Consider the following 24,229-nt stretch of genomic DNA (forward strand, 5'->3'; position numbering starts at 1 on the left):
ATCCATGTCGATCACTCCCGATACCCCAGACTGGTCAGCCAGGGGCGGGTTCAAACATGGGTCAATTCTCAATGGAAATTTATGCCCCTACCGGGTCAATTCTCAGCGGAAATCTACAAGCAGGAGTCCCGATCGTGCTCGATCACGATGGTGCCCGAGACCACGACAGTCGACGCGTACAAGTTCTTTGTCGTGCCTAATGGAGCGTACGGCACCCCCTTTGCGCGATATGATGCGATGGCGCCGCACCTGGCTTCTGGTGTCTGCCGGCCGACGGGCATCGTGATGCAGGCTTGTCAGGCTCACAGGATTTACGGCGTTTCGACGAACAAATTCTGCGACGATTATAACGCCACCGAGTATGTCTGCTCTGAGAACCTGACCGATCTCTCCCTTCTTCCAAGCCCGATCACGGGCCAAGGCTGGCACGCCAAGACGACCGAAACCCAGGTGACCACCAAAAGGGTCGATGGTTGCGGAGCCATGGCCGGCGATACGATGTGCACGGCCGATGCCGCCGGGGAAGTCTGCACCGAAGGCCCGGAGACCCGGATGATCGACGGCGTACCTGTCACGCAATCGTGCTGGGCGTGGAAGCGCAACTTCACTTGCAATGTCATGTCGGCGGGCAACGATTGCGGCGATCTGGAGAGCAATCGGTCCTGCACGTTCCTTCGTGAAGATTGCCTTGATGATCCGCAGAGTGGGGCCTGCAAGGTCGCGGAGAAAGTGTATCGCTGCCCGACCCCATCGAGCACGGTCGGGGGCGACAAGCAGTATATATGCGGGGACGACGTCTACTGCATCAACGGCGATTGCGAGCCGATCGTCCGCGAGGCGTCGACCGAGTTCAGGGACGCGCTCGTCGGCCTTCATGCACTCGATCAAGCCGGCAAGGAGTTCAACGAAGCCGATTTCAAGGTTTTCACCGGCACACGCGAGACCTGCCACAAACCCGTATTCGGCTTAATCAATTGTTGCGCGGGAAAGGTGTCCGGTCTCGTGCCGCTCGGTGCTGGTGCAGCCGCGCTCGCCGGCGGGCCGGCCGCGATCGCCGCTTTCGCCACGCCGTTCCTTGTCCTGTTCGCATGTAGCCAGGACGAGATGAAGCTCGACATCAAAGATCGGATGGGCCTTTGCCATAATCTCGGCAGCTATTGCTCGTCGAGCTTCCTCGGGATCTGTTCGACCAAGCGAACCGCCTATTGCTGTTTCGAGAGCAAGCTTTCGCGCGTCCTGCAAGAGCAGGGCCGCCCACAGCTCGGCAAGCCTTGGGGTAGCGCGAAAAAGGAGCAGTGTCAGGGCTTCACCGTCGACGAGTTCGCGAGGCTCGACCTGTCGGTAATGGATTTCACCGATGTTTATTCCGACTTCATGGATGCAGCGAAGCTGCCCGATGAGGTCCAGACCATGTCCGAAATTCAGGACAAGATTCAGGACTATTATGATCTTCACGGCAAATGACCGTCGGCCGGCCGCGTCAGGCGCCCGGCACGAGTGGGACATGTCAATCTTCGAGCTGGCGATTTTCGTTGGCACCGATCGCGCCAAGACGCCCGCGCGCGCTGACTTCTTGTCGGAGTTCCTAGCCGGCTGGATCGACTGCAAGATCGCGGTCGAAGACATCGATCGGGCACTTTCGAACATGATCGATAGCGGATGGCTGGCGGTGGTCGGAGAGCGGTTGATGCCGACGGAGAAAGGCCGCCGCGCCGCCGGTGTGTTGCTCAATGGAGTGATCGGGATGGTCGACCAGGCGGATGCTGCTGAAAGGCGCTTCGCCAATGTGGATCGTGCAGAGGCTCGCAAAAAGGGAATCGGATCATGGTTTTGACGTTCGTTCAGCTGCCGGCGCTGATCGCACTTCTGTCAGCTTTGCCGCCCGCGAAGCCGGCCACATCACGCGGCTGTGGAGCCGCTGCCGTCCCCAGTGATGTCGATTGCTGCATCCACCTTGCGCTCTGGGACGGCCAAGCTGCGCACCCACAGCATCCTTCCACGCAATCCGCTGTATCCAACGAAAGGACGTCCAGCGATGCCAAGATTCGCTAGGCTTTCGATGCTCCTGCTGGGCCTGCCGCCGGTCGGCACGGCGGTTCCGCTCCGAGCCCAAGAAACTACCGCCGCTCGCGATGCGATTGAGCAGGACATGCCCGATGATTTCTATTGTGGAGAGCGTCGGCTCGGCCAGTGGTTCTATTGCGCGAAGCCGAAGCCGACCGAGACCCCGCTCAGCGCCGCGGCCGAGCCGCAGGTGAGCGCGGCCGATCGGATCGCGGCGATCGGCAGGCAGCTCGACGAATTGAAGGCGCGTGCGATCCTCGAGCCGAGCGAGGCCAACGTCATTGCCTATGTTCGCTTTCAACGTGAGCAGCTCGATCGCGCGTCCACCTTCTCCGATACCTGGCAGCGGGCGCTCTGGCAGAACCCCGATCTCGACTACACGCTTCAACGACCTGTCTCGACGGTCGGCAAGCGCCTCTGGCTCGACAACCGCAAGGCGGACCGGGATGAGGTCTTGACTAACCTTGGGCAGCGATATGGCTTGTTCTATTTCTACGCGCAGAGCTGCGGCGCCTGCGAGGTGTTTGCGCCGATCCTCCGCTCGGTCACCGACAGCCACAGGATGACGGTGATGGCCGTCTCGATGGACGGCGGCCCGAACCGGGAATTTCCCAACTATGTGGTCGATTCTGGCCAACGAGCCCGCATGGGCGTGCCCGGCAATGAGACGCCAGCGCTTGTCCTGTTTGACACGCAGACGAAGCGGACGATTCCGGTCGGCTACGGCGTGCTCAGTGCCGACGAGATCATGGACCGCATCTTTATGCTGACTAACACGAAGGTGGGGAGCGATTATTGATGGAACAGACACCAGAGCTTGGGCGGCGGTCCCCTCTCCACAGGAAGATAGCGGCGTGTCTGGCGATGGTTGCTGCGTCCCATTTCGCCTTGATCGGTGTGGCCCGGGCCGACGTCGCCTCGGAGATGAACGGCTTCTTCAACGACGCTGGCGGTGCCGCGAATGTGACTGGGCCAACGGCCTTCCAGGGCCAGTCGGCAGGCTATTATTCGCTCGGAAATGTCTGGACCCGCTTCCCCCAGAAGAGCGTTTCGCCGTTCAATCTGCAGCTGCCGAGCGCACGCGCCGGCTGCGGCGGTATTGACCTCTTCAGCGGCAGCTTTTCCTTCATCAACGCCTCCGAGATCGTCGCCATGTTGAAGGCGACGGCGAACAATGCGCTCGGTTTCGCCTTCAAGCTCGCCATCGATTCCGTGTCGCCGGAAATCGGGAAGGTGATGGATGAGTTCAGCCAGAAGGCACAGCTCCTCAACCAGATGAACATCTCGAGCTGCGAAACCGCGCAAGCGCTGGTCGGCGGAATCTGGCCGCAAATGGACTCCACCCGTTCGACGATCTGCGAAGCGGTCGGCAACAGCCAGGGCGTTTTCTCGGATTGGGCCGCGTCCCGCCAAGGCTGCAACAACGGCAACAAGCGGGATGCTACGATTGCTGGCAACACCGACGCCAACATGAAGGATCAGCTTGTCGGTGAACCCCATAACTACACGTGGGAGGCGTTGAAGAAATCGGCCAAGTTCGGCGCCTTCGACCAATCCTTTTCCGAATACATCATGACGCTGGTCGGCACTGTCGTGACCCAGCCTTCCACGGATCCGTCGGTGGGCGGCAAGGTCGTGATGTTCGGTCCGGCGGAGGAGGCCGTTGTCACGGCGCTGCTCGACGGCACGGCCGACGCGCCGGCGGTCAAGATGCTCAAATGCAATGATACCGACTGCTACGATGTCGGCGAGCAGACCCTGACCGTTCCGGCGTCGTCCGCGCTCCGGCCGCGGATTGCCGGCATGATCAAATCCATGAGCAGCAAGATCCGCACGGATACCGCGCTTGATGCGGCCGAGAAGCAGCTTCTGAACATTGCGACCGTCCCGATCTACAAGATCCTCGCCGTTCAGGCCTACGCACACTACGCGCTGACCGATGGCGAGATCGAAACGCTGTCGGAGATCGTGGCCGTCGATCTGTTGGCTGCTATGCTCGACAACATGCTTGATCGCGTCGAGCAGGCTCAGACGCATTATCAGACGTTTGACCAGGTGACCGCCAATCAGTGGAAGCAGCAGATCTCTGCGACGCGCCAGAAGTTTGCCCAGCGAGATGTAAAGCTCTCGAACAAGCTGCAGGTCACCATGCAGATTATCGACCGCAGCATCATGCTCGAGTCCACCCTCCAGAACTCGATGACGCCGGGGATGTCGTCCGCGCTCAATTTCTCGCGCGGGCTCAATGCACAAGGGCTGAACTAGGGCAGGGGAGCTGCGGGGATGGTGGAGGTCTTCACGGTTGGGGGTGGCGAGTATCTCGTCAACACCTTCAACGCCGTCGCTGCCTGGTCCGGGGGTGGGGGATATCGATCCTTGCTCCGCGTCGTGATGGTGATGGGCCTGATCTACTCGTTGCTCGTCGTCGCGTTCACGCTCAACTTTCGAGTCTGGCTGAACTGGTTCCTGCAATCGACACTGATTTATCTTTGCCTGATGGTACCGACGATCGATGTGAAGGTGACCGATCGGATCAATCCGTCGCTGGCACCGGCAACGGTTGCGAACGTACCGCTCGGGCTTGGGGTGCTTGCGAGTTTCACGACTCAGATTGGCGATTGGCTGACACGTACCGCCGAGACTGTCTTCGTTATGCCGGGCGAACTCAATTACTCGAGCAATGGCATGGTCTACGGCGCGCGTCTGTACGATGCGACCCGCAACTTCGTCATCCGCGACGCTGAGTTTTCGACGAACCTGGAAGAGCACTTCAAGAAATGCCTGTTTGGCGATGTGATGCTTTACCGCAAATCACTCACGGTCCTTGCGCAGTCGAAGGACCTCTGGACGGACATCGGGCCAGGATCGGAAGCTCGATCGCAGGAGTGGTTAGAGCGCCAGGGCGACGGCACGGTGAACAGCGCGATCGTCACCTGCCGGCAGGCCTACGATATGCTCAACGCCCAATGGGCGCCGATGATAGAGGCAAACACGCCGCTTTGGGGCAAGGAACTCTATCCGAAGCTGAGCAACACGCTCGCGGCCGACAAGCTCAAACACGATCTGCCGATCGCGAACGCTGCCTTCACTGGATCGGGCAGCAACTATTCTGACTCGATGCGACAGAACACGGCCATCAACGCATTCATGCAAGCACGAAACAGCATGGCGGGCGGGTCCGGCGCGGCGACGATCGATACCTTCGCGCAGACGCGCGCGGACATACAGGCGCGCAACACCTACAATTCGATCGCTCAGCAGGCGATGGCCTGGGTGCCGATTTTGAATATCGTCCTCACGGTTGTCTTCTTCGCGATGTTCCCGGTGATCTTCCCGTTGTTCCTCATGCCCCAAACGGGGCTGACGACGTTGAAGGGTTACGCGATGGGGTTCTTCTACCTCGCCGCATGGGGACCGCTGTACGTCATTCTCCATATGATCTGCATGACGAGGGCGGAGGCGGCTGCGGCCGGTGTTGCCAGTGGCGGCGTGACGCTTGGCACCTATGCCGGCATAGGTGCAGTGAATGGTGAGACGGCGACGATCGCCGGCTTCATGCTGATGAGCATCCCGTTCCTCGCTGCCGGCCTGGCGCGTGGAGCCATGTCGATTGCGGGGCAGGCGACGTCGATGCTCGCGCCCGCGCAGAATGCGGCGGAGGCGGCCGCACTCGAGCAGACGACAGGCAATTATTCCTACGGGAATGTGAGTTGGGCAAATTCCACGTCGAACATGCGCCAGAGCGATCAGTGGACGACGGCACCGAGCTACATGGGCGGCGCGACCAGCGTCGGCTGGCGGCAGGATAACGGCGCGGTCGTGTCTGGCTTCGGCAATGGTCAGGAGGTGTTCGACACCAGCGGCGCAATCTCGCGGCTAGGGTTCACGCCAACGATGAACTCCGGAACGGTGGCGGAGTGGCGGGAGATGGCGAGCGACGCGCATCGTCAGGCGCAGGCGTTCGAAAATGCCGCCCAAGAGATCCTGACCAGCACGCATACCAACCGCAGCGCCTTTGGAACCTCGACGGAACGCTCTTCGGGCTTCGAATCTGGTGCCGGTAGTTCCGCAAATACCAACGTCGAGAAGTTTGATCGGACGACCGGCTCAAGCTCACAGGGCCTGGAAGAGCGCTCATCGACCGGCCAGAGCCAGCGGATCTCCGAAGGTCACGATCGGCAAGCTGGGACGACAGATCAAGTCGCCGGTTCGCTTGGAGGGGCGCTTGGTGGGGCTGGGCGGGGAGCTACTGGCGGGAAGGGCCGATTGGGCAGCCTGCTGCCAAACGTCAGCGGCACTGTCAGTGTCAACAAGACCGGAACTCAAACGGATAACCTGCGGTACGGGACGGATTCGAGCAAATCTACTGACTCTTCTAGCTCCTCGTCGAGCGGCGTGCGCGATGAACACTCGAGCGGCATCGGAGCATCCACCTCCGACGGCACTTACGAACGGTCTGGTGTGTTCAGCCGGTCTTCCGCAACGTCTTCCTCCTCGCAAAGCACTGAAGATGCCCTTGCACGGGCGCGCTCCTACACGGAAGCGGCACGCAAGATGGAGGAGCTGTCCGAGTCGCTTTCGCGCGACGCCAGCTTCGCCGAAACGCACGGGATGCAACTCAGCGAAAATCTGAGCCAGGACCTCGCGCAGTGGTACCGGCAGCAACAGCTGCTGCACCCGAACCTGGACGCGCCAGAACTATGGGCGACGAACCTGACCGACCAGCAACGTGCTGTCAGGTCGCAGATGATCCAGCAATGGTCTCAGGAAAAACGCGACGCGCTTTGGAATGAAATCCAGGGCAGCATCTCCGAGCCAAATTTGGTCGATGTGCGCCGCACGGATGTAGGGGGGCCTGGCGATGTCCGAGCGTCTTATCGCCCGCACGGGGTTGATCGGCTTGGCAGCGGCAGCCGGGGCGGCGATCCAAATGCCGCCGCAAGAATCATCGACGAGGGTCGGGCCAGGCTGAGCGACGACAGAGCTGCTGCAGAGGCCGCCCGATCCAATCGAGCTGGCGCAACCGTTGATTTGCAATCGGAAGTAAACCGCGATCAAAATCGCGGATTTTTCACCGATCCTGATCTTAGGAAATGAATGTGCAAATCACCAGGCCACGAACAGATAGACGCCAGTTCCCACAAGCAACACCAGCGAGATGAGGCCTCCGATTGCTCTGCCGGGTGTGAGCGGTCTATCGTCGCTTGAATCAGTGATCTGAGGGTTCATCAGCTGATATTCTGCTGTGAACTGCTCTTCGATGTAGACCGGACCGCCAGGGAGGTCCTTCGTTGCGAGGTAGGTTCTCAGGTCGTACATGTCGAAAGCTCCGGACACCGATTTTGTACAGTGTTCGAAGTTTGTTCGCAATGGCCTCTTGCCAGCTATCGGGTTTATCGAAGCGCGACAGATCGTGCTTATGTCCCTACGAATGCTCGAATGAAGCCCCTCGGGCTGGGCATTTTTGCCTTCCCTCCTTGCAGCTCGAGAATGCCTCGAAGAGATGCGGCCAGTGCTTTTCAAGCGGCGATCCGCGCCGCCGAGACCAGCTTACGAAGCGCTCGGTTGAAATTGTGTCGATTTCAGCCTATATGGAACTGACTCAACAGGAATGATCGAATGGTTCGTCCGGCAAATATGGGATTCGTTGATGCGGACCGTGTCCTTCACGACCGCATAGTGGCAAGCACCGATCGCATCATCAAAATGATGCCGGCGGCGGCAAAGGCGGCCGCTATCAGCAGCATCGACGTGCCCAGCTTGGTCTTTCATCTGGCTCTTGGCATTCCGGCGGTCGAAACGGACAATCCGGAGGCCGCAGAGAGGATCACGAACGCCATCGCTTTCAAGCGACGGATGATCGACGCCGCGGGCGGGGCGCTGACTGCGGAGAAGGTGCGCGCACTGCTTGGACACAAGACGATTCAGGCCGTCTATAAAGCGGTGAAGGATCGCCGACTGCTTATGGTCGAGGACAATGGGACCAAGCTGTTCCCGGTGTTCCAGTTCGACGGCAACGCGATCATCCCAGGAATCTCGAAGGTTCTCAGTGCCGCTCCGCACACGACCGGCTGGGCCATTCTGCAGTTCCTCGTTGGTGGCGATGAAGGTCTTGATGGATTGAGTCCCATCACGCTCCTCAAGGGCAGCGACGCAGAGGTCGAACGCGTCGTGCGATTCGCCCATACGCTCGAAGACTGACGCATATGGCAGCGAAAGGGGGGATACCCGTGGCGACGATCGCTACGGGAAGAGTGCTACATCGGGTTCACGGCGCGACGGTGGCTGCCAGATGGTATGGACGCAAGGACGCGACCTGGCGGTGGGATGATCCCGAAGGCAAGTTCGGGGTTCTCTATCTGGGAAAGACGCTCGTAGGGCCATTTGCGGAAACACTGCTGCGAACACCGGGGGATAGAGACGTCCTTTGGGATCAGGTGGCCAGGAGACGCGCCGCTAACTTCACAATTATGCGGCCAATCCGTCTAGCCAAGGTCCATGGACCGGGCCTTGGCTGGTTTAAGACCACCGCCGCCGGTGTCTCTGCCGACTTCGATCCGGTCGACAATCCGGGTGCCTATGTGGTCCCACAGCAGATTTCCGCAGAGATTTATAAGAGCACGAGCCTGGACGGCATTCAGTACCGATCGCGGTTCGATAGCGATGAGCTCTGCATCGCACTTTTCGATCGGGCTGATGCGGCGATCTCGTTGGGTGCCGAGGGCGTGCCCATCGGCAAGGACTGGACCCAGAAATTGCTCGCCGATCGTGGCTATACGCTGATCGAGCTTTGAACCAGGCCCGGCCGCTTACGGCGCTATGCCGCTCGCGGGCAGATCGAAGGGACCAGCCAACCACGAACTGAGATATTCGGCCACCATCGCGAGGTAATGCTCGCGCTGGTCGGGAACGGCCCGCGTGAACATCTCCAGCGGCCAGGCAAGCAGGCGATCAAACGGGCGCGGGTGGATGGCGAAACGGGCGGCAAGTGGGATTGCCAGTTCGGTAGCCGCGGCGGCGAACAGGGCGCGCTGGATATGACCGTTTCCATCGAGAAACGGATGGATTTTGCCGAACCAGCAGAAAAGGTGCGTCAAGGTCAGGAGCTGCACAAAAGGCTTAGCAGACCTTGCGGGAACCAGTTCGCGACGAACTTCGGAGAGCATGAAATCGAGCCGGGCGACGACGTTCTCGGGCTCCTCGAACGAAAAGCTCTTTTTCGGGCTGAAGACTTGCGGGGCGCCCAAACGCCGTCCCTCGAGCGATGTCCCCGCCGCACCCCGGTAGGTGCCGGCATATTCGGGGTAACCGGGCGGCGTGAATCCGACGAACAAGGTGCGGTGAAGGTCTCTGGGATCGGCCAGTATGGAAGAACGATAGGCGGGGTCGACAAGGATACGCTGTTGGAGAGCCGTGCAGGCCTGCGTCATCGCCGCATCGTAATTGGGCATGGCATATGCCTGCCATTCTGGCGCTGTCGTCATTGCCGGCTCGTCCGGGATCTCGAGTTTCGCTTCGAAGCCAGAATTGCCGGACAGCCCGGCATCACAGAAACTCCTCACCTGCATGGTCGTCGAACAGTGCGGCATCGCGGACATAGCCGGCGACTGTGTCGAGCGACTTGTGGCGCGAGTGGTCCTTCATCTTGAACAGGTTCGCTCGCTTCGCGGCCGCCTCGGTAAGGAAGCCCGCGCGCAGGGAATGCCCGGAGAACAGGGCTGGGTCGAGCCCTGCCGCCGACGCGCAGGCTTTGACCAGACGAGCCACGGTCTTGTCGGTGATCGGGTCGGCCGTCAGCACGTCCCCCCGCGTCAACCGACGAAACACCGGGCCTGTCCGGGGCTTTCCGATAGCGGGATCCAAGCCGATCAGATCGGCGGCCTCGAGCCAGTCGTTGAGGAGGCTCACCGGCCGGATATGACGGCCTTCGGGGATCGCAATCTCCTGGCCCTCGGCTTCCTGATCGCCTTTCGAACGGGGGATCGATATCCGCACGCCCGCGATTTCGAATTCGAGATCGGGCAATTGCATGCCCGCTATTTCGGAACGGCGAAACGCGCCCGCCATGCCGACCGCCAGGATCGCGCGATCGCGCTTGGCGCGCAGGCCTGCGTTCGTGATCGTCGCAAGCATGGCGGTGAGCACGTCCGCCGCTGCAGGCGCCTTCTGATCCTTCTTCCGAGCATATTTGCGGCGTACGCCCGCCATCATCTGCGCGATAACGCCAGCGGCATCGCGCGCCATGGGAGAGGCAAGGCCCGCCTCTTTGTGGTGATGGTTGATCGCCGCGACGCGGCGGCCGATCGTGACCGGTGCGATGCGGGCCTCCGCCTCGACATGCGCAAAGAGCGCGACGATGTCCGGATGGGCGGGCAGGGCTTCGACGTTGCGGGCATCGCAGAAGTCGCAGAAGCGCTGCCAGTCGGATGCATAGGCTTTTTGCGTTGAGCCAGCCTTGGCGGCCGCGAGCGTATCGCGCGCGCTTTCGATCTCGGCGAGCAGGTCGGCAGGGAGATCGGCCGATAGTGGCAAGAGGTCGCGGCCCATCAGCAGCGCACGCCTGCGCTATCTTGGGTCCGGTCGCGCGCGCCCTTGCCGGTTGCGCTACTCGCGCACAGCGCCGCGTGCGGATCGGAAAGAGCAGGAAGCATGTCCGTCACTTAGACGCTTCCTTGGCAAGCTGGTCGAGTTTGGATTGGAAAAAGCGCTCGCTCCATAGGCTGAGCGACTTCGCCTCGGCCGGCCGCAGGAACCGGTTCACGTCGGCCGTTGCCGCGCGCCAATCGATGGACGTGATCCTCGCCTTCAAGGCCGCGACAAGCCACTCGCCGTCGACATGCAGGTCTCGCTGGTCCTGCCAAGGCCCCGCCTGCAGGATCGCTGCGCCAAGAAGCGAGAGGTTGGGGTAGACGCCGTTCGCGACGTACCAGGAAAAGTCGAACCAGTCGCGGCCCTTCAAATAGGGGCGGCACAGCAGCGCATGGATCTTGAGCGCGAAATTGGACTCCAGATCCTGGTGCCGCACCTCGTAGTCGGCGGGGAAGTCGAGGAAGGTTGTCGCTTCGCCAGAGCCCGCCGGCGGATTGGTGTCGATCTCGAGCTTGATTCTGATCGTCTTGGCGCGGCCCGATCCCGCGTAGCTGAGATTGAGCTGGCTTGCGATCGAATCGTCCTTGAGGATCGCTTCGCGCACTGCTCTGTCCATCTTGTCCTTCGGCTGGGCTTCGAGCTTCAGGCCGAACTGAGCGAAGATTTCGACGAGCGCGGAGAGGTACGGGGACCATTGGAAATCGGGGTCCGGCACGCGCAGCAGGAAGTCGAGATCCTCCGAAAAGCGGGGAAGGGCGTGCAGGATGCGCAGGCTCGTGCCGCCCTGGAAAAGCGCGACGTCGAAGAAATCGGCGCGCCAGAGCGCGTAGAGCACGATCTCCTGGATGATCTCCTTGGTCGCGTTCTCCTCCTCGACGGCATTGGTCGCGCCATAGTCGCGGAGTTTCTTCTGGAGCATCTCAATCATCGCGCGATGCATCCAGCGAGGGGGATCGGTTGCCGCGGACAGCAAGCTCGAGGGAACGGAGGAAGTCGTTGACCGCCTTGTGCTTGTAGACCGATTTCAGCGACGCGAATTGCTTGCGTTTGAGCGTGTGGAGATGATCCTCGTCGATGCGCAGGCCGCTGGTTAGCCAGTCGAAACCCGTCCAGCGTTGCTTCCGCAATGCGACGAGGTCGAGGAGCGCGCGCAAGGGGCTCGCAACGAACGCGGTGAGGGCACCCAATTTCTGCCGCTCCACGCCCACCAGGAACTGATATTCGTGGATGGCGAGCGGATGGAAGGTGAACCGGCCCATGACCGGGGTGTCGAATTCAAGCGTCTTGCGTCCGGGCGTCACGCTTGCGGTCGCGTAGACTGCCTCGGGAATCCAGCCATGGTGAGCGAGGGCGGTCTCGAACGAAACATAGCTGCCCGGAATGAGGGCCTGGGCCACGGCGAAGGGATGAATCGCGTCCGATCGATAGGATTTGCCCAAAAGATAGGTGCCGCGCTTGAGACGGACGAGCGAACCGTCCTTCAGCGCGCGGTTGACGAGCGCATAGCGACGCGCAGCGCCGCCGTCGATCGCCTCGCCAAGCTGGCGTTCATCGAAAACGCGGCCGGCGAGCTTGCCGTCAGACAGGGCGGAGGTGAGGGCGCTCATAAAATTCCCGATACTTGCATAAAGTGAAAGTTTCAAGAATTTTATGTAGGAACGGAATGGACGTTTTCGACAATGCTAGCCTCGAACTGCCGCTTGACCGACCGCCAAGCGAGAATGTGGAGCATTCCGGGAGAGGAAACGACAGCGCTTCCGCCTGGCCTGGCCTACCGTGGTGTCTATTCGTCCGTGTAACCGCGCCAGCGCTGCAGGATCGGGACAATGTCGTCACCATGCCCGAACGCGTCCGGATAGATGCCGCTTGGATACTGGCCAAGGAACGTGAAGATCGTCGCCATGTCGGCGGCGATTGCGCGGTCGACGCCAAAGAGATCGGCGAGATCAAAACCGCCCCAATCCGCTCCATTGTGCCATGCGAGAAGGAAATTGGCGACACGACCCGCCTGACCGGTGTCGCTGCTTGCGAGATCGAACAGGCGGTCGACTGCGGCGCGAACCTCGGGTGCGATCAGGGGCGTTACGTTCATGGCGAGCATCATCGAGATCGCAGGCCGGGAGTCAATCGGTCGATGCCGGCGCGAGTGCAACGATGACGTGAGAACGCATTGCTCGATATCGGCAGCCCTCTCGAAGCCAATTCTTATGTCCGAGAATCGCGTTTATCGGACACAAAGATGCAGGAATGCTGAAGGCGTTCGATGATTTTCGGGGCGTCGGACCTGTCAGCCCGCCATCGGCATTGGCGGCGCGACCAACATGGGCCACGAATAGGCGACGCCGGCCATAACTGTCGCGAACACCATCACGAACAGCGTCCTTCTGCCAGGGCGGCGACCGCTCTTGAGCGATTGATAGGCAATCCAGAGCCAGCCGGCGACGACCGCCAGGATCGCGAGCGGCGCGAGATATTGGTGGGCCATTGCCAGCGTCGCGAGAAACCCGCCCATCGTGCCGAGCATGGCGGCCGGAAGGGCGAACGGGAGCACGCAGCAAGCAGCGCATGCGACCGCGGCGACTGAGGTCGTCGCTGCGACAGTCCCGGCGGCGCGATCGGTTTGGGGGTCGACCTTTGTGGCCATATTCAGACTTTCCACTCCAGCCACTGGGGATTCCTCGCGGCATTGTTCGTTGATAGCGCGGCCTGCGCTCGAACCCGGGCGCCGGACCTAACTCCCGACTCCTGCATAGCACCAAGTTGCCCGCTGGGCAGTCCAAACCGTTCCCGAGAACCGACAATTCGCAATGAGTTGGCGGCGTCGAAAAGCACTCCGTAATCGCCCTTATTGTGACCTGTGCAGGTCTTCATAGTTTTCGGCGCGGAGAAGCGCAGTTTCTGGCCTAATTCAGCCGGGAGGATCGAACATCGCCAAAACAACGGTAGCCCCGAACTCATAGGGGCAAGCGAGCTTCAGTGAAACTGTAGTTCCTCCTCCAAGATCAAGACAAACCGAGCGCTCCTAGCGTCCATCTTTACGGTTGGGCGCTTGCACGGTGCTGCCCAAAGCGACCCAAGCAGAAAGGATATTGCCATGACCACCTCCGAGTCCGTCACGCCGCAATCAGAAGCTCGACGCGATATCTTGCGGGGGGCCGTTGGCCTCACTGCCGGAGCCGTAGCCCTTTCGGCCGCCGGCAGCGCCGAGGCTCGGGTCAGTCACAAACCGGCCCACATGGCGAAAGCCGGTGAAAATCACTGCCCGTTCATCGCGACCGGCGACGGGACGCAGATCTATTACAAGGATTGGGGTTCGGGTCAGCCCGTCGTGTTGAGCCACGGTTGGCCGCTGAACGCCGACAGTTGGGAAAGTCAGGCATTCCACCTCGCGAACAACGGCTTCCGCGTCATCGCGCATGACCGGCGGGGCCATGGGCGATCCAGTCAGCCCTGGGACGGCCACAATATGGATCGATATGCTGACGATCTCGCTGACGTGATCGAGGCACTGAATCTCGAGAATGTCATCCTCGTCGGCTTCTCGACGGGCGGGGGCGAGGTAACACGCTATGTCGGGCGCCACGGCACCAAGCGCATCGCCAAGATCGGTCTCGTCTCGGCGGTGCCGCCGCAAATGGTCCAGAGCCCGGGTAATCCAGGGGGCTTGCCGATCTCGGTCTTCGATGGTCTGCGCGCCGCCTCGATCGCGAACAGGTCTGCGCTATACCGCGATATCGCGTCCGGTCCGTTCTTCGGGTTCAATCGGCCCGGCGCGAAGGTCGATCAGGGCCTGGTCGACAGCTTCTGGATGCAGGGCATGATGGCCGGACACAAGGCCGCCTATGACTCGATCAAGGCCTTCTCCGAGACCGACTTCACCGAGGATCTCAAGAAGTTCGACAAGCCGACCTTGATCGTACACGGCGACGACGATCAGGTCGTTCCGATCGACGCTGCGGCCCGGGCTTCGAAGCGACTGGTCCCTCACGCAGAGCTGAAGGTCTATCGCGGAGCCCCCCACGGGCTGGCCGACACCCATAAGGCGCAGCTCAACGCGGATATGCTCGCTTTCGCGAAATCCTGACCAAAGCTGACGGCGACGCCCGACTGCTGTGTCCCAACAGCCGGTCGGGCGGACGGCGCATCTCAATTAGCGGGGCGACCGCAATACTGCTTGACCCGGGACTATGGTCCAACCCATATGTTCTGTCGCCGCGTGGTCGCTCATCCAGCAATGGACGGACCAGGAATGAAGGTCGGTGGCATGACTGTGACGAGTTCATGAGCCGGGAACGAGCTAACGCCGGCTGATGACGCCTTCATCGGCCGGCGTTGATTGGAAAGTCGGCGGGGGCACGGTGCAAAAAGACGAAACACCAGCCGATTGGCAGGCCATGTTTCCTGCGGATCGCAAGCTGGTTGCTCGGGTGAGCGCCATGGACACCATGGCAACGGCCCTGGCGCACGAACTGAACCAGCCGCTGACGGCCGTCGCGAATTTCATGATGGCGGCGAAAGCCTTGCTGGAGACCGGCGAGGAAGGCGCGACCGAGGAGGCGCGCGAGGCACTGCGTGACGGTATCCAGGAAGCGATACGAGCCGGGCAGATCGTGCATCGGCTTCACGACTTCGTGGTTCGCGGCGAGACCGACCACCAGATCGTCGCCCTCTCCGACCTCATCGATGAATCGATTACGCTTGCACAATCGAGCGTCGGACACCGCGATGTCCTGTTCGAGGTCGAGATCGATGGCGCGCTGTCGGGTGTGCTGGTCGATCGTGTCCAGATCCAGCAGGTCTTGCTCAATCTCATCCGCAACAGCGTCGAGGCGATGCAGGGATGGCCGCTGCGCAGGCTCTCGATATCTGCGCGGCCGATCGGTGAGGAAGAGGTCGAGGTGGGCGTCACTGACACAGGTGGCGGCATTCCCCAGGACATCGTTGACCGGCTTTTCCAGCCCTTTGTCAGCACGAAATCGCATGGTCTGGGCGTCGGCCTGTCGATCAGCCGGAACATAGTCGAGGCTCATGGGGGGAGGCTTTGGTGGGAACCCAACCCGGAAGGTGGCGCGATCTTTCGCTTCACGATCACGAGGATAGCAGTACCGGCGAACGAGCGGTGAAGATGGATCGGCTCGTCCACATCGTCGATGACGATGCCATCGTCCGGCGTTCGACCGCCCTTTTCCTCCGCACGCAGGGCTTCATTCCCAAGACCTATGATTCGGGCCGAGCGTTTCTCGAGGTGGCCCCGATGCTGGGGCCCGGCTGCGTCCTGCTCGACGTGTTGATGCCGGGCCTCGATGGCATCGCCGTGCTCGAGCGACTGCAATCTATCGAGTTCGGTTGCCCGATCGTGGTCATGACGGTGCTGCGGGATACGACGACGGCCGTCGCCGCGATGCGCCGCGGCGCTTACAACTATATCGAGAAGCCGTTCGACCACACGACGATCCTGCCGGCGCTGGAGGAGGCGTTCTCCGCCATCGCGCGACTGGAGAGCCAGCGCCTGACCGCCGCCCAAGCATCAGCTCGGATCGATACGCTGACGGGACGCGAGCGCGACATACTCGAAGGACTTGCAACGGGTCAGACCAACAAGATGATCGCCATCACGCTCGGTATCAGCCCAAGGACGGTCGAGATTCATCGCGCTAATATGATGGAAAAGTTGCGTGTCACGACCCTGCCCGAGGTCCTGCGGATCGCTTTGCTGGCGGGCATCGGAACGGAAGTCTAGCTATAGGGATCGTACCTATTCTTCGACTCTCCGCGTCGCCATAGGCTCGCCCCAGAATGTATCCGCAAGGCTTTCGGAGGAAGTGAGCGGTGAACTCTGCGATGTCACGCTCAAGGCCGCGCGTCGCGCTCGTCGAGGACGATCCCTCCGTTCGGCGGTCCATCGCCATGCTCCTGAAGGCTCGCGGATACGAGGTCCGCGACTATGCGAATGGCCTGGACCTGTTGGCCGACGCCACCTGCGGACAAGCGGAGTGCCTGGTGACGGACTACCACATGCCTGTCATCGACGGTTTTTCGCTGCTGGGGGCGCTGCGCGAACGCAAATGGACCGCTCCCGCGATCCTGATCAGCGGCGACGCCGATGATGCCCTCGAAAGCCGCTCGATCGGCGGCGGCTTCGCTGCTCTGGTGCGCAAGCCGATCACCGACGATCGGCTGATGACGACCCTGGCCCAGCTCGTTGGCATGCCGTCGGCGGGAGCCTGACCCACCACGCGGTGTCAGGCGGCGGCGAGCGGACCTGCATCGTTTGCAGGCTGCTTGGTCGCGATGAACGCCAGGATAGGACAATCGCCCGTGCCGGTGTCGCGGGGACAGACCTCGACCAGCCCCTCGAGGATCGCGCGGATCGCATTGAGGTCGTTCACTTTGTCCTGCGCCTGCTGAATCTTCGCGAGCGTCAGCGTCAGCACGTCGGAGGCAAGCGCGGTATCGGAGGCCTGCAGCGAGAGAAGCGATTGCGTCTCGCCGAGCGTGAAGCCGAGCCGCTGGGCTGAGCGAATGAAGAGGATCCGCGACAGATCAGGCCGCTCATAGATCCGATAGCCGGCGGCGGTCCGCTGGACCGACCGGATGAGGCCGGTGCGTTCATAATAGCGGATCGTGTCCCTGCCCACGCCGGCGGCATGCGCCAGCTCACCGATGGTGAAGGTCGACTTGGCAGGCCTGCTCTGGCCTGCGGCGGGATACGCTTCGTTCAGCGATTTGCTTGTATTCATGGTCACTTATCAACTCCCGACAATGGCCAAGGAGGAGGCCAAGGCTTTGCTGGGAGAAGGGAATGCGGCTTGACACAATGCCAAGGTCAATAGGCAGAACTCACCGCTCGTCGCTTCGATCGATTGCCGCGCCGAATAGTTGAAAGCTGCGCACGGCACGCGGCTCATCACCTCCGTAATCGCCCGTATTCCCCTGAGAGGCGCCCTCCCCTGTCATCCCTCTGACGACGCTCTTTGTCGCTGCCCGATGTCGGGCGGGAATTAGCTGTGGAGGACATGCAGATGATCAAGAGACCTTCATCCCTCGTACTTGCGGCGCTCGCGCTCGCGAGTGCGACCCCCGTGCTCGCCCAGGGGATCGGGCACACCTTCTTCATGCGCGGCTCGATCATCGACGCCGATGCCTCAGGCCGGGTGGTCTGCATCGGCAGGGCGGACGGCGCGGCGGTCGGCCAGGTGCTGGAAGTCTATCGCGTCGCCCCCGTTCCGGGCGCACCCTCGAAGGGCACTGGCATCAACTACACGCGCAGGCTCATCGGCCACGTTCGTATCGATCGCATCGTGAACGAGCATTTCGCGCATGTGGTCGTGACTGACGGCACCCCCGAAAAGCATGACATCGTCGAGCTCAAGAAGCCCTGAGGGAGGCGCTCGGCGTTCGAACAACCATCCGATCTGAACAGCATCGAGAGACGCATCAAATCTCTTGACCTTGTCACAGTGTCAAATCGCATGGTCGAACGAATCAATCGGTAGTCGTCGCCAATAAAACGAGCGGGGACGCCTATAAAATTCGCAGGACGAACACATTGGCCCGCCGACTCTTCGACTGTTGTCGAGGGGAAGGACAACTATATCCAAAGGGGATTTCAATGAAATCGTTCAAGCGAAACCGACTCTCACTGCAATTGGTATCCGCCGCTGGCCTCGCGTTGCTCAGCGTATCGCCCGCCTTCGCCCAGGATGCCGCGCCGCCGCCTGCTCCCGAGAAATGGTCCGACACGATCAAGCTGTCGGGCCATGTCGAGGCGGGCGTCACACTCAATACGGCTAATCCGCCCGATGGCCTCAACTTCGGCCATCTGTTCACTGACAAGGAGGGCAATGTCCTGCTCAACCAGGCCATTCTCACCGTCGAACGACCGATCGACAGCAGCGCCGACCATGTTGATGTCGGCTTCAAGGTCCAGGGCATGTACGGCTCGGATGCACGCTACACGCATTTCCTGGGTGAGCTCGACGGCGTCACCAATTCCCGCAATCAGTTCGACGTCGTGGAGGCCTATGCGCAGGTCCACCTGCCGATCCTCACGGAGGGCGGCGTCGACGTAAAGGCGGGACAGTTCGTCACGCTCGAGGGCGCGGAAGTGATCTATGCGCCGCAGAATTTCTTCTATTCGCACACCTACATCTTCAACTTCGGTATCCCGTTCAAGCATACGGGCGTCCTGACGACGACCCATGTCAGCAAGACGCTGGACATCTATGCCGGCATCACCTCGGGTGTGAATACGACGCTGTTCAAGGGCGACAATAACGGGTCGCCCTCGTTCCATGGCGGGTTCGGGCTGAATCTCGCGGGCGGCCGCCTCGCCATTTATGCCACGACCAGCATCGGGCCTGAGATCGCGCGCGGAACGGCCGGGGTGCGGCCCAATCATGACCTGCGCTATCTGAACGACGTGACCTTGGTCTGGAAGGTCAACGACCGCCTGACCTGGACCACCGACTTCAACTACTGCCGGGACGATGGCTTCAACGCATCGGGCGGCGGCGTCGCGCAATATCTGACCTACGCGATCAACGACCATCTCGGCATCGGTGTGCGTGGCGAAGTCTGGCGCGACAACAATGCCTTCTTCGTCTCCGCCTTTCCGGGCAACCGCGACTTCGTGAATGCGGAGAAGGGTCTGCCGGCCACGGTGATTAGCGGCGGCAGGACCACCTACAGCGCACTCACCTTCGGCATGAACATCAAGCCTCCGATGCCCAAGGGCGCCGGCTCGCTGCTGATCCGCCCGGAGGTTCGTTACGACCGCTCGCTCAACGGCACGACGCCGTTCGCGGCCGGTACGAAGAAGGATCAGATGACGGTCGCGGCGGACCTCATCATGATGTTTTGACGGAACCAGCGTCTCGTCGAGGCGCCCTCCCCTGCAGGGCGTCACCGGCGAGACGACTTCGGTCGCCTTCGCGCCATTTCTCGACCTTTCGGGGTCGGGGGATGGCGCGTTGGACGGCCCACCCCTGGGGCAAAGTTGAGAAGTAGCGTGCCGGAGAGCAGGAAATGGATTTGAGTCATGCTGTCGCCCTTGTGACGGAAGCGGACAAGGGTCTCGGCAAGGAGATAGCGCGCGGGCTCGCTCGGCTCGGCGTGACAGTGCTGGTCGGTGCGCGCGATCTCGGCAGCGCTGACGCTGTAGCGGCGGAACTCGAGCCTGACGGTCGCGTCGTGCCGCTTCAGCTTGACCTTGCGGACCAGGCGTCGATCGAAGCCGCCTTTGCCGAGATCGATGCGCGCTACGGGCGCCTGAACATCCTGGTCAACAACGCCGATGCGCGCTGGCCTCGCCTGCCGCCGAGCCAGGTCGACGCAACCGCGATGCACGCCTCGTTCGACACCAATGTCAGCAGCATCGTCGCGGGCACCAACGCGATGCTGCCGCTCCTGCGAAGGAGCCTTGACGCAAGGATCGTGAACATCGCCAATCTTCCAGGCTCTATCGGGGAGGAAGAGGCTTTCATGCGCCTCCCTTCCATGCCCAGTTCGACGTCCAGGACAGCGCTGGATGCCATCACCCTTCAATATGCCCGGGAACTTGCCGCGACCGACATCAAGGTGAACGCTGCCGCCTTGGGGCAGATCGCGGTGGCGTCTTACAATTTCAGCGCAATGCGAACCCCCGCGGAAGGCGTGGCCACCGCGATCAGATTGGCGACGCTCGACGTCGGCGGACCGACTGGCGGCTTCTTCGACGAAACCGGTCCGCTCACATGGTAGCGTTCCGGCGATGCGCCCCGCGCCTTGCCTAGAAGGACAGCCCGGCGGTCACGACAAGGGTCGCCTTCGCATCGTTCCGCACCCTTCCATTGTCGAGGATGGGGGCATGGCGGTTCGTATCGACATAGCCGACCCCGAGGCTCCACGGATTGTGAACCCAGGTCAGGTTGAGGCTCCAATCCGCCTTGTTCCGGAACGTCGCATTGTCTTCCCATCCCAGATGCGCCGAGATGGTGAGAGGGGTCGAGGGAATGCCGGCATCGAGGTCGGAGAAGAGATAGACGCCCCGCCGGCCACCCACATTGGCCTGCGTCGGTACGTAGGCGAACCCGAGCTTGCCGGAGAGCGGCCCGAGCTGCGTGCGGCCGGAGGCAAACAGCTCGACATAGTCGCGCCCATGTGCGTCCGGGAAAAGATAAGCCCGCCCGCCCGCGGAGAGCGTGAAGGCGCCGGTCTGCCGCTCGATACCGGCATAGGCGAGCAATTGAGCATTCCCAAAGTCGGAGTGGCCGGTCGCGGCGACGACCTCTGCGCCCGCGAACAGGTTCGATTGCCCTCCGACGGGCAGCGTGATGTCGATGTCCGCGCGCGCAGCCGGGTTCTCGTCGCTGCGCGAGACGCCGCGAAATCGATAGTCGCTCGCCAGCTCCGCGCCTTCCGAGACGGCGATCGGGCCGCTCTCCTGCGCGAGCGCGACGCCCGGCCGCGCCGCGAAGGCGGCGCCGACTAATAAGACTCCGACACGATACAGATACATCAAGCTATCCAGGGCTGGTCCGGAGAGGGTTAGGCCGGACCGGAGCCCCTCAGCATAAGGGCGTTTCCTTAGTCGAGCGGCGACGGCAAAAATCTTCATTTGCCCTATTGACCTTGTCACAGTGTCAAGCACCACTGTCCATACCGTCGCCTGAGAAGAGGCGTCGGTCGATTGCCGTGAATCGCCTGATTTGAGGGCTCACGAGCATTCGGATTTCGATGTGCTGCCTGGCGCGCATCGGTGTCGCGCTGACGAACATCTCCTCTTGGTCGATCCACGACTGCCAGGTCGTTTGAACCAAGAGGAAACACTATCGATGAAACTCAACAAGTATCTCCTGATTGCGGCGATCGGCGTGGCAACGCCCGTCTTCGCGCAGTCGATGAGCGGTGACATGAAGGGCATGGCGGGCATGAAGCACGACATGCCGGACATGAAGACGGCGCAGGCCACCGGCACGGTCACGGCCGTCGATGCCAAGGCCGGCACGGTCACCATCAGCCACAACCCGATCGCGGCGCTCAACTGGCCGGCGATGACGATGCCGTTCAAGGCCAACCCGGTCGCGCTGATCAAGAGCGTCAAGGTCGGCCAGAAGATCCGCTTCACGGTCATGACCGGCGGCGCGTCTGCCGAAGTGACGGCCATCCAGGCGCTCTAAGGGAACGATTGATCCACCGATGAAGCGTCTGTTGCGCCTTGTCCTATTTGTGGGAGCCTTCATGGGGCTGCTCCTGCAAACGGCTGCCTATGCGGCAGGACCGGACACGGGCGCCATGGCTGCTCAATCGGCCAAGATGGACGCTGACTGCATGGACAAGATGCAGCAGCATGAAAAGGCACCGGACAAGAAGCCCTGCCACGGTCTGACCCTGAAGTGCATCGCCACCATGGGGTGCGTCACCGCCGTCGGGCTGCCGGTTGACTACCTGCCCGTCCCCCAGCGCCAGTTCGCCGCATCGCAGGCGTTCTGGACCACCACCCCGGTGCTCACTGGAAACGATCCCAGCCCCGAGCATCACCCACCGCCCTTCCTTGGCTGAATCGACCGGCCGCGGCGGGGCCTCATCAGACGAATGAACGTCTGGTGCGCCCGACACGGCAAAGTTTTTTCGTTCAGATCAAGGAATTCAACATGAAGTCTCTCACTGTCCTCGCCGCTATGGCGGCAGCCCTCACGGTCTCTGCGCCCACCTTCGCGCAGAGCATGGCGAACATGCCCAACATGGCGAACCAGGCGGAAACGCCCCCGGCCGAAACCCCCCAGGCGGAAACCGCCAAGGCGGACGCCGCCCCGGCGGCCGGCCATTGGGAATGGCAGGCCCCGCCCAACTACGGTCCCCGCGGTCCGCTCCGCGCGCCCAAGCGCGTCTGGGTCCCGGCGGCGAACGAAAGCGCTGCCAAGGATGACAAGGCCGGCGGCTGCTGCGGCAAGAAGCACGCCGCGGCCAAGAAGGCCGATGGCTGCATGAAGATGGACAAGGCGGCGAGCTAGCCCACGGTGTTCTCCCAGCGGTGCCTTGGAGCAGCGCTCGGGAAGGACCTGTCGGCGGGGTGCCCCCCGTTCCCACACCACCTCGCCGACAGCTTCCCCACGTCGGCTCGCCGAGCGCAAGGGTCGATTTCCCTGCGTCCGCGCGAAGCCGGCGGGACCTCCGTGGTGGCTTGCAGCCAGCGCCGTGCGCCCCGTGCAGCGGGTCGCTCCGATCTCCGTAACCGCCCTTATTGCAGCCGGGACCCGGCTCCATAGTCATCGTGGCTCCGCCGAGAGGACAACCATATGAACCGAAGGATTCAACAGAATAACGCGCCTAATTTCCGTTACTTGCGACACGAAAATGTCACAAATGCGAAGAAGAAGGCCACTCTCTCCCGCACCGTTACCGCCGTGCTCGCGCTCCTGCTTGTAGCGCCGACCCAGGTGATGGCACAGGACAAGCAGGATCATGACGATCCTACCTTGACCGCCGTTCCCGTTACTGCGGGGCCGGAGCTTGGTCTTAACGAGGCGATTGCCCTTTCGCAGGGCGATCAGCCGAGCATTGCCGCCTACGAACGCGATGCCAAGGCATCCGAAGAGGCTGCGGTCGCGGCCGGCACGAAGCCCGACCCGGTGCTGCAATCGAGCGTTCAGTCCTATCCGGTGACGGGCAGCACGGCGTTCAGCCCGAACCGCGACAACTTCACCATGTACACCATCGGGTTCATGCGGGAGGAGGTTCGCCGTTCGAAGCGCGAGGCCGCCGCTGCAACGCTGCGGGCGGAAGCCGTTGTGAGCCGGACCGAGGGCACCGTCCAGGAACGGCGCATCCGGCGCAACGTCATGGTCGCCTGGATCAACGCGGTCGAGGCGAGCAGCAAGCAGCGGCTGCTGACCCGGATCATCTCTGATCTGCAGGTCGCCCACCGGGTCATGGAGGCCGGCATTCCGACCGGCGCCGCGACCCCGTCGGAGGCGCTCCAGATGCAGGCGGAGATTTCACTGGCGGAGGCGCAGCGCGCCGAGGCCCGTGGGCAGGAGGTCCGCGCGCGTGCCGAGCTAGCGCGCTGGATCGGTGACGCGGCACGTCGCCCCCTGCCATTGGCCATGCCGACCATCGAGCTGCCTGACGGCGTCGAAGCCAGGTTCGACCCGGCGCTCCATCCTGAGGTGCGGCTCGCCGATGCCGAGGAGACGGCCGCAAAGCTGCGGGTCGAAGCTGCTCGCCGCGACCGCCGGCCCAATATCAGTTGGGGTGCGAGCTACTCGTTCCGCCCGGACTATGGGAACTTCATCGGCCTGCAGGTCAGCATCCCGCTCCAGATCAATCGGGCGCGGCTGCAGGACCGTCGCATCGCGGAAGCGTCCGAGCGTGAGAATGCCGCCCGACTGAGGGCGATGGACATGCGCCGCGACCTCGACGGCCAGTATAATGAAGCGATCGCCGACTATCAGGCCGCCGACGCGCAACTGACCATCTGTAGATTTCCGCTGAGAATTGACCCGGTAGGGGCATAAATTTCCATTGAGAATTGACCCATGTTTGAACCCGCCCCTGGCTGACCAGTCTGGGGTATCGGGAGTGATCGACATGGATT

27 protein-coding genes are annotated in these 24,229 nt (G+C 62.0%); 18 read left to right on the top strand and 9 right to left on the bottom strand.

What is annotated here, in order from left to right:
- The 5 genes from ACP7BL_RS16755 to ACP7BL_RS16775 all read left to right on the top strand — a co-directional run.
- On the top strand, nucleotides 1–1,464 hold a 1,464-nt coding region (locus tag ACP7BL_RS16755; protein ID WP_426258845.1), incomplete at its 5' end, for a conjugal transfer protein TraN.
- A complete protein-coding gene (locus ACP7BL_RS16760) occupies nucleotides 1,445–1,834 on the top strand; it encodes a hypothetical protein (protein WP_033964353.1) in 390 nt (129 codons plus the stop codon). The genes ACP7BL_RS16755 and ACP7BL_RS16760, both read left to right, overlap by 20 nt.
- 225 nt (nucleotides 1,835–2,059) lie before the next feature.
- Complete coding sequence (locus tag ACP7BL_RS16765) at nucleotides 2,060–2,863, top strand: conjugal transfer protein TraF (RefSeq protein WP_010405710.1); 804 nt, start codon at nucleotides 2,060–2,062, stop codon at nucleotides 2,861–2,863.
- A 65-nt stretch (nucleotides 2,864–2,928) separates the two neighbouring features.
- Complete coding sequence (locus ACP7BL_RS16770) at nucleotides 2,929–4,329, top strand: conjugal transfer protein TraH (RefSeq protein ID WP_010405711.1); 1,401 nt, start codon at nucleotides 2,929–2,931, stop codon at nucleotides 4,327–4,329.
- An 18-nt stretch (nucleotides 4,330–4,347) separates the two neighbouring features.
- On the top strand, nucleotides 4,348–7,161 hold the full coding sequence (locus tag ACP7BL_RS16775) for a conjugal transfer protein TraG N-terminal domain-containing protein (protein ID WP_137788464.1): 2,814 nt from the start codon (nucleotides 4,348–4,350) through the stop codon (nucleotides 7,159–7,161).
- 9 nt (nucleotides 7,162–7,170) lie between these two features.
- Here ACP7BL_RS16775 and ACP7BL_RS16780 read toward each other — a convergent pair whose 3' ends face one another.
- A complete protein-coding gene (locus ACP7BL_RS16780; protein ID WP_010405712.1) occupies nucleotides 7,171–7,383 on the bottom strand; it encodes a hypothetical protein in 213 nt (70 codons plus the stop codon).
- A 300-nt stretch (nucleotides 7,384–7,683) separates the two neighbouring features.
- On the opposite strand from ACP7BL_RS16780, the gene ACP7BL_RS16785 reads away from it, so the two are divergent.
- A complete protein-coding gene (locus ACP7BL_RS16785) occupies nucleotides 7,684–8,265 on the top strand; it encodes a hypothetical protein (protein ID WP_231565016.1) in 582 nt (193 codons plus the stop codon).
- A 29-nt stretch (nucleotides 8,266–8,294) separates the two neighbouring features.
- Complete coding sequence (locus ACP7BL_RS16790; RefSeq protein ID WP_299106813.1) at nucleotides 8,295–8,858, top strand: RES family NAD+ phosphorylase; 564 nt, start codon at nucleotides 8,295–8,297, stop codon at nucleotides 8,856–8,858.
- 15 nt (nucleotides 8,859–8,873) lie between these two features.
- Here ACP7BL_RS16790 and ACP7BL_RS16795 read toward each other — a convergent pair whose 3' ends face one another.
- The 6 genes from ACP7BL_RS16795 to ACP7BL_RS16820 form a co-directional block, all read right to left on the bottom strand.
- Nucleotides 8,874–9,662: a Fic family protein gene (locus ACP7BL_RS16795; RefSeq protein ID WP_231565014.1), complete on the bottom strand. Its 789-nt coding sequence runs from the start codon at nucleotides 9,660–9,662 to the stop codon at nucleotides 8,874–8,876.
- Nucleotides 9,610–10,611, bottom strand: coding sequence for a site-specific integrase (locus tag ACP7BL_RS16800; RefSeq protein WP_010405721.1), 1,002 nt, complete (start codon nucleotides 10,609–10,611; stop codon nucleotides 9,610–9,612). Before ACP7BL_RS16800 ends, ACP7BL_RS16795 begins: the two co-directional genes overlap by 53 nt.
- Nucleotides 10,612–10,720: 109 nt before the next feature.
- On the bottom strand, nucleotides 10,721–11,581 hold the full coding sequence (locus tag ACP7BL_RS16805) for a nucleotidyl transferase AbiEii/AbiGii toxin family protein (RefSeq protein ID WP_029622689.1): 861 nt from the start codon (nucleotides 11,579–11,581) through the stop codon (nucleotides 10,721–10,723).
- On the bottom strand, nucleotides 11,574–12,260 hold the full coding sequence (locus ACP7BL_RS16810; protein WP_010405725.1) for a type IV toxin-antitoxin system AbiEi family antitoxin domain-containing protein: 687 nt from the start codon (nucleotides 12,258–12,260) through the stop codon (nucleotides 11,574–11,576). The genes ACP7BL_RS16805 and ACP7BL_RS16810 overlap by 8 nt, the downstream gene beginning before the upstream one ends.
- Nucleotides 12,261–12,436: 176 nt before the next feature.
- Entirely contained in the window at nucleotides 12,437–12,745 is a 309-nt protein-coding gene (locus tag ACP7BL_RS16815; RefSeq protein WP_010405727.1) for a DUF7673 family protein, read from the bottom strand.
- A 195-nt stretch (nucleotides 12,746–12,940) separates the two neighbouring features.
- The gene (locus ACP7BL_RS16820; protein WP_426258846.1) at nucleotides 12,941–13,297 is read right to left on the bottom strand and encodes a hypothetical protein; all 357 of its coding nucleotides are present in this window, start codon (nucleotides 13,295–13,297) and stop codon (nucleotides 12,941–12,943) included.
- 591 nt (nucleotides 13,298–13,888) lie between these two features.
- On the opposite strand from ACP7BL_RS16820, the gene ACP7BL_RS16825 reads away from it, so the two are divergent.
- The 4 genes from ACP7BL_RS16825 to ACP7BL_RS16840 all read left to right on the top strand — a co-directional run bounded on the left by ACP7BL_RS16825 (nucleotide 13,889) and on the right by ACP7BL_RS16840 (nucleotide 16,881).
- Entirely contained in the window at nucleotides 13,889–14,737 is an 849-nt protein-coding gene (locus tag ACP7BL_RS16825; RefSeq protein ID WP_426258847.1) for an alpha/beta fold hydrolase, read from the top strand.
- Nucleotides 14,738–14,963: 226 nt separating this feature from the next.
- Complete coding sequence (locus ACP7BL_RS16830; protein ID WP_426258848.1) at nucleotides 14,964–15,776, top strand: sensor histidine kinase; 813 nt, start codon at nucleotides 14,964–14,966, stop codon at nucleotides 15,774–15,776.
- A 2-nt stretch (nucleotides 15,777–15,778) separates the two neighbouring features.
- Entirely contained in the window at nucleotides 15,779–16,393 is a 615-nt protein-coding gene (locus tag ACP7BL_RS16835; RefSeq protein WP_426258849.1) for a response regulator transcription factor, read from the top strand.
- Nucleotides 16,394–16,482: 89 nt separating this feature from the next.
- On the top strand, nucleotides 16,483–16,881 hold the full coding sequence (locus ACP7BL_RS16840) for a response regulator (RefSeq protein WP_426258850.1): 399 nt from the start codon (nucleotides 16,483–16,485) through the stop codon (nucleotides 16,879–16,881).
- A 14-nt stretch (nucleotides 16,882–16,895) separates the two neighbouring features.
- Here ACP7BL_RS16840 and ACP7BL_RS16845 read toward each other — a convergent pair whose 3' ends face one another.
- Entirely contained in the window at nucleotides 16,896–17,393 is a 498-nt protein-coding gene (locus tag ACP7BL_RS16845) for a heavy metal-responsive transcriptional regulator (protein WP_426258858.1), read from the bottom strand.
- Nucleotides 17,394–17,675: 282 nt separating this feature from the next.
- On the opposite strand from ACP7BL_RS16845, the gene ACP7BL_RS16850 reads away from it, so the two are divergent.
- The 3 genes from ACP7BL_RS16850 (at nucleotide 17,676) to ACP7BL_RS16860 (ending at nucleotide 20,394) form a co-directional block, all read left to right on the top strand.
- On the top strand, nucleotides 17,676–18,035 hold the full coding sequence (locus ACP7BL_RS16850; protein ID WP_426258859.1) for a hypothetical protein: 360 nt from the start codon (nucleotides 17,676–17,678) through the stop codon (nucleotides 18,033–18,035).
- 230 nt (nucleotides 18,036–18,265) lie between these two features.
- Nucleotides 18,266–19,516, top strand: coding sequence for a porin (locus tag ACP7BL_RS16855; protein ID WP_426258851.1), 1,251 nt, complete (start codon nucleotides 18,266–18,268; stop codon nucleotides 19,514–19,516).
- A 170-nt stretch (nucleotides 19,517–19,686) separates the two neighbouring features.
- The gene (locus tag ACP7BL_RS16860) at nucleotides 19,687–20,394 is read left to right on the top strand and encodes an SDR family NAD(P)-dependent oxidoreductase (RefSeq protein WP_426258852.1); all 708 of its coding nucleotides are present in this window, start codon (nucleotides 19,687–19,689) and stop codon (nucleotides 20,392–20,394) included.
- Nucleotides 20,395–20,422: 28 nt separating this feature from the next.
- Here the strand turns inward: ACP7BL_RS16860 and ACP7BL_RS16865 are convergent, their stop codons facing one another.
- Nucleotides 20,423–21,151, bottom strand: a complete 729-nt coding sequence (locus ACP7BL_RS16865; RefSeq protein WP_426258853.1) for a TorF family putative porin — start codon at nucleotides 21,149–21,151, stop codon at nucleotides 20,423–20,425.
- Between the two features lie 316 nt (nucleotides 21,152–21,467).
- On the opposite strand from ACP7BL_RS16865, the gene ACP7BL_RS16870 reads away from it, so the two are divergent.
- The 4 genes from ACP7BL_RS16870 to ACP7BL_RS16885 all read left to right on the top strand — a co-directional run bounded on the left by ACP7BL_RS16870 (nucleotide 21,468) and on the right by ACP7BL_RS16885 (nucleotide 24,149).
- The gene (locus tag ACP7BL_RS16870; RefSeq protein WP_426258854.1) at nucleotides 21,468–21,812 is read left to right on the top strand and encodes a copper-binding protein; all 345 of its coding nucleotides are present in this window, start codon (nucleotides 21,468–21,470) and stop codon (nucleotides 21,810–21,812) included.
- 19 nt (nucleotides 21,813–21,831) lie between these two features.
- On the top strand, nucleotides 21,832–22,194 hold the full coding sequence (locus ACP7BL_RS16875) for a hypothetical protein (protein ID WP_426258855.1): 363 nt from the start codon (nucleotides 21,832–21,834) through the stop codon (nucleotides 22,192–22,194).
- A 92-nt stretch (nucleotides 22,195–22,286) separates the two neighbouring features.
- Nucleotides 22,287–22,646, top strand: coding sequence for a hypothetical protein (locus ACP7BL_RS16880; protein ID WP_426258856.1), 360 nt, complete (start codon nucleotides 22,287–22,289; stop codon nucleotides 22,644–22,646).
- 285 nt (nucleotides 22,647–22,931) lie between these two features.
- Nucleotides 22,932–24,149 (top strand): TolC family protein, encoded by a 1,218-nt coding sequence (locus tag ACP7BL_RS16885; RefSeq protein ID WP_426258857.1) that lies wholly within the window; start codon nucleotides 22,932–22,934, stop codon nucleotides 24,147–24,149.
- Nucleotides 24,150–24,229: the final 80 nt, after the last annotated feature.

Origin of the sequence: Sphingomonas sp. DC1600-2 (assembly GCF_049897605.1) — a bacterium.
GTDB lineage: Bacteria > Pseudomonadota > Alphaproteobacteria > Sphingomonadales > Sphingomonadaceae > Sphingomonas.

Bases quoted from the DNA above. Each gene is read 5' to 3' on its own strand.
- ACP7BL_RS16875 (WP_426258855.1), top strand. From the start codon at position 21,832: ATGAAGCGTCTGTTGCGCCTTGTCCTATTTGTGGGAGCCTTCATGGGG.
- ACP7BL_RS16810 (WP_010405725.1), bottom strand. From the start codon at position 12,260: ATGAGCGCCCTCACCTCCGCCCTGTCTGACGGCAAGCTCGCCGGCCGC.
- ACP7BL_RS16830 (WP_426258848.1), top strand. From the start codon at position 14,964: ATGACGCCTTCATCGGCCGGCGTTGATTGGAAAGTCGGCGGGGGCACG.
- ACP7BL_RS16835 (WP_426258849.1), top strand. From the start codon at position 15,779: ATGGATCGGCTCGTCCACATCGTCGATGACGATGCCATCGTCCGGCGT.
- ACP7BL_RS16865 (WP_426258853.1), bottom strand. From the start codon at position 21,151: ATGTATCTGTATCGTGTCGGAGTCTTATTAGTCGGCGCCGCCTTCGCG.
- ACP7BL_RS16820 (WP_426258846.1), bottom strand. From the start codon at position 13,297: ATGGCCACAAAGGTCGACCCCCAAACCGATCGCGCCGCCGGGACTGTC.
- ACP7BL_RS16775 (WP_137788464.1), top strand. From the start codon at position 4,348: ATGGTGGAGGTCTTCACGGTTGGGGGTGGCGAGTATCTCGTCAACACC.
- ACP7BL_RS16855 (WP_426258851.1), top strand. From the start codon at position 18,266: ATGAAATCGTTCAAGCGAAACCGACTCTCACTGCAATTGGTATCCGCC.
- ACP7BL_RS16800 (WP_010405721.1), bottom strand. From the start codon at position 10,611: ATGGGCCGCGACCTCTTGCCACTATCGGCCGATCTCCCTGCCGACCTG.
- ACP7BL_RS16850 (WP_426258859.1), top strand. From the start codon at position 17,676: ATGATCAAGAGACCTTCATCCCTCGTACTTGCGGCGCTCGCGCTCGCG.
- ACP7BL_RS16805 (WP_029622689.1), bottom strand. From the start codon at position 11,581: ATGATTGAGATGCTCCAGAAGAAACTCCGCGACTATGGCGCGACCAAT.
- ACP7BL_RS16825 (WP_426258847.1), top strand. From the start codon at position 13,889: ATGGCGAAAGCCGGTGAAAATCACTGCCCGTTCATCGCGACCGGCGAC.
- ACP7BL_RS16770 (WP_010405711.1), top strand. From the start codon at position 2,929: ATGGTTGCTGCGTCCCATTTCGCCTTGATCGGTGTGGCCCGGGCCGAC.
- ACP7BL_RS16870 (WP_426258854.1), top strand. From the start codon at position 21,468: ATGAAACTCAACAAGTATCTCCTGATTGCGGCGATCGGCGTGGCAACG.
- ACP7BL_RS16795 (WP_231565014.1), bottom strand. From the start codon at position 9,662: ATGTCCGCGATGCCGCACTGTTCGACGACCATGCAGGTGAGGAGTTTC.
- ACP7BL_RS16780 (WP_010405712.1), bottom strand. From the start codon at position 7,383: ATGTACGACCTGAGAACCTACCTCGCAACGAAGGACCTCCCTGGCGGT.
- ACP7BL_RS16815 (WP_010405727.1), bottom strand. From the start codon at position 12,745: ATGAACGTAACGCCCCTGATCGCACCCGAGGTTCGCGCCGCAGTCGAC.
- ACP7BL_RS16845 (WP_426258858.1), bottom strand. From the start codon at position 17,393: ATGAATACAAGCAAATCGCTGAACGAAGCGTATCCCGCCGCAGGCCAG.
- ACP7BL_RS16880 (WP_426258856.1), top strand. From the start codon at position 22,287: ATGAAGTCTCTCACTGTCCTCGCCGCTATGGCGGCAGCCCTCACGGTC.
- ACP7BL_RS16760 (WP_033964353.1), top strand. From the start codon at position 1,445: ATGATCTTCACGGCAAATGACCGTCGGCCGGCCGCGTCAGGCGCCCGG.
- ACP7BL_RS16785 (WP_231565016.1), top strand. From the start codon at position 7,684: ATGGTTCGTCCGGCAAATATGGGATTCGTTGATGCGGACCGTGTCCTT.
- ACP7BL_RS16885 (WP_426258857.1), top strand. From the start codon at position 22,932: ATGAACCGAAGGATTCAACAGAATAACGCGCCTAATTTCCGTTACTTG.
- ACP7BL_RS16765 (WP_010405710.1), top strand. From the start codon at position 2,060: ATGCTCCTGCTGGGCCTGCCGCCGGTCGGCACGGCGGTTCCGCTCCGA.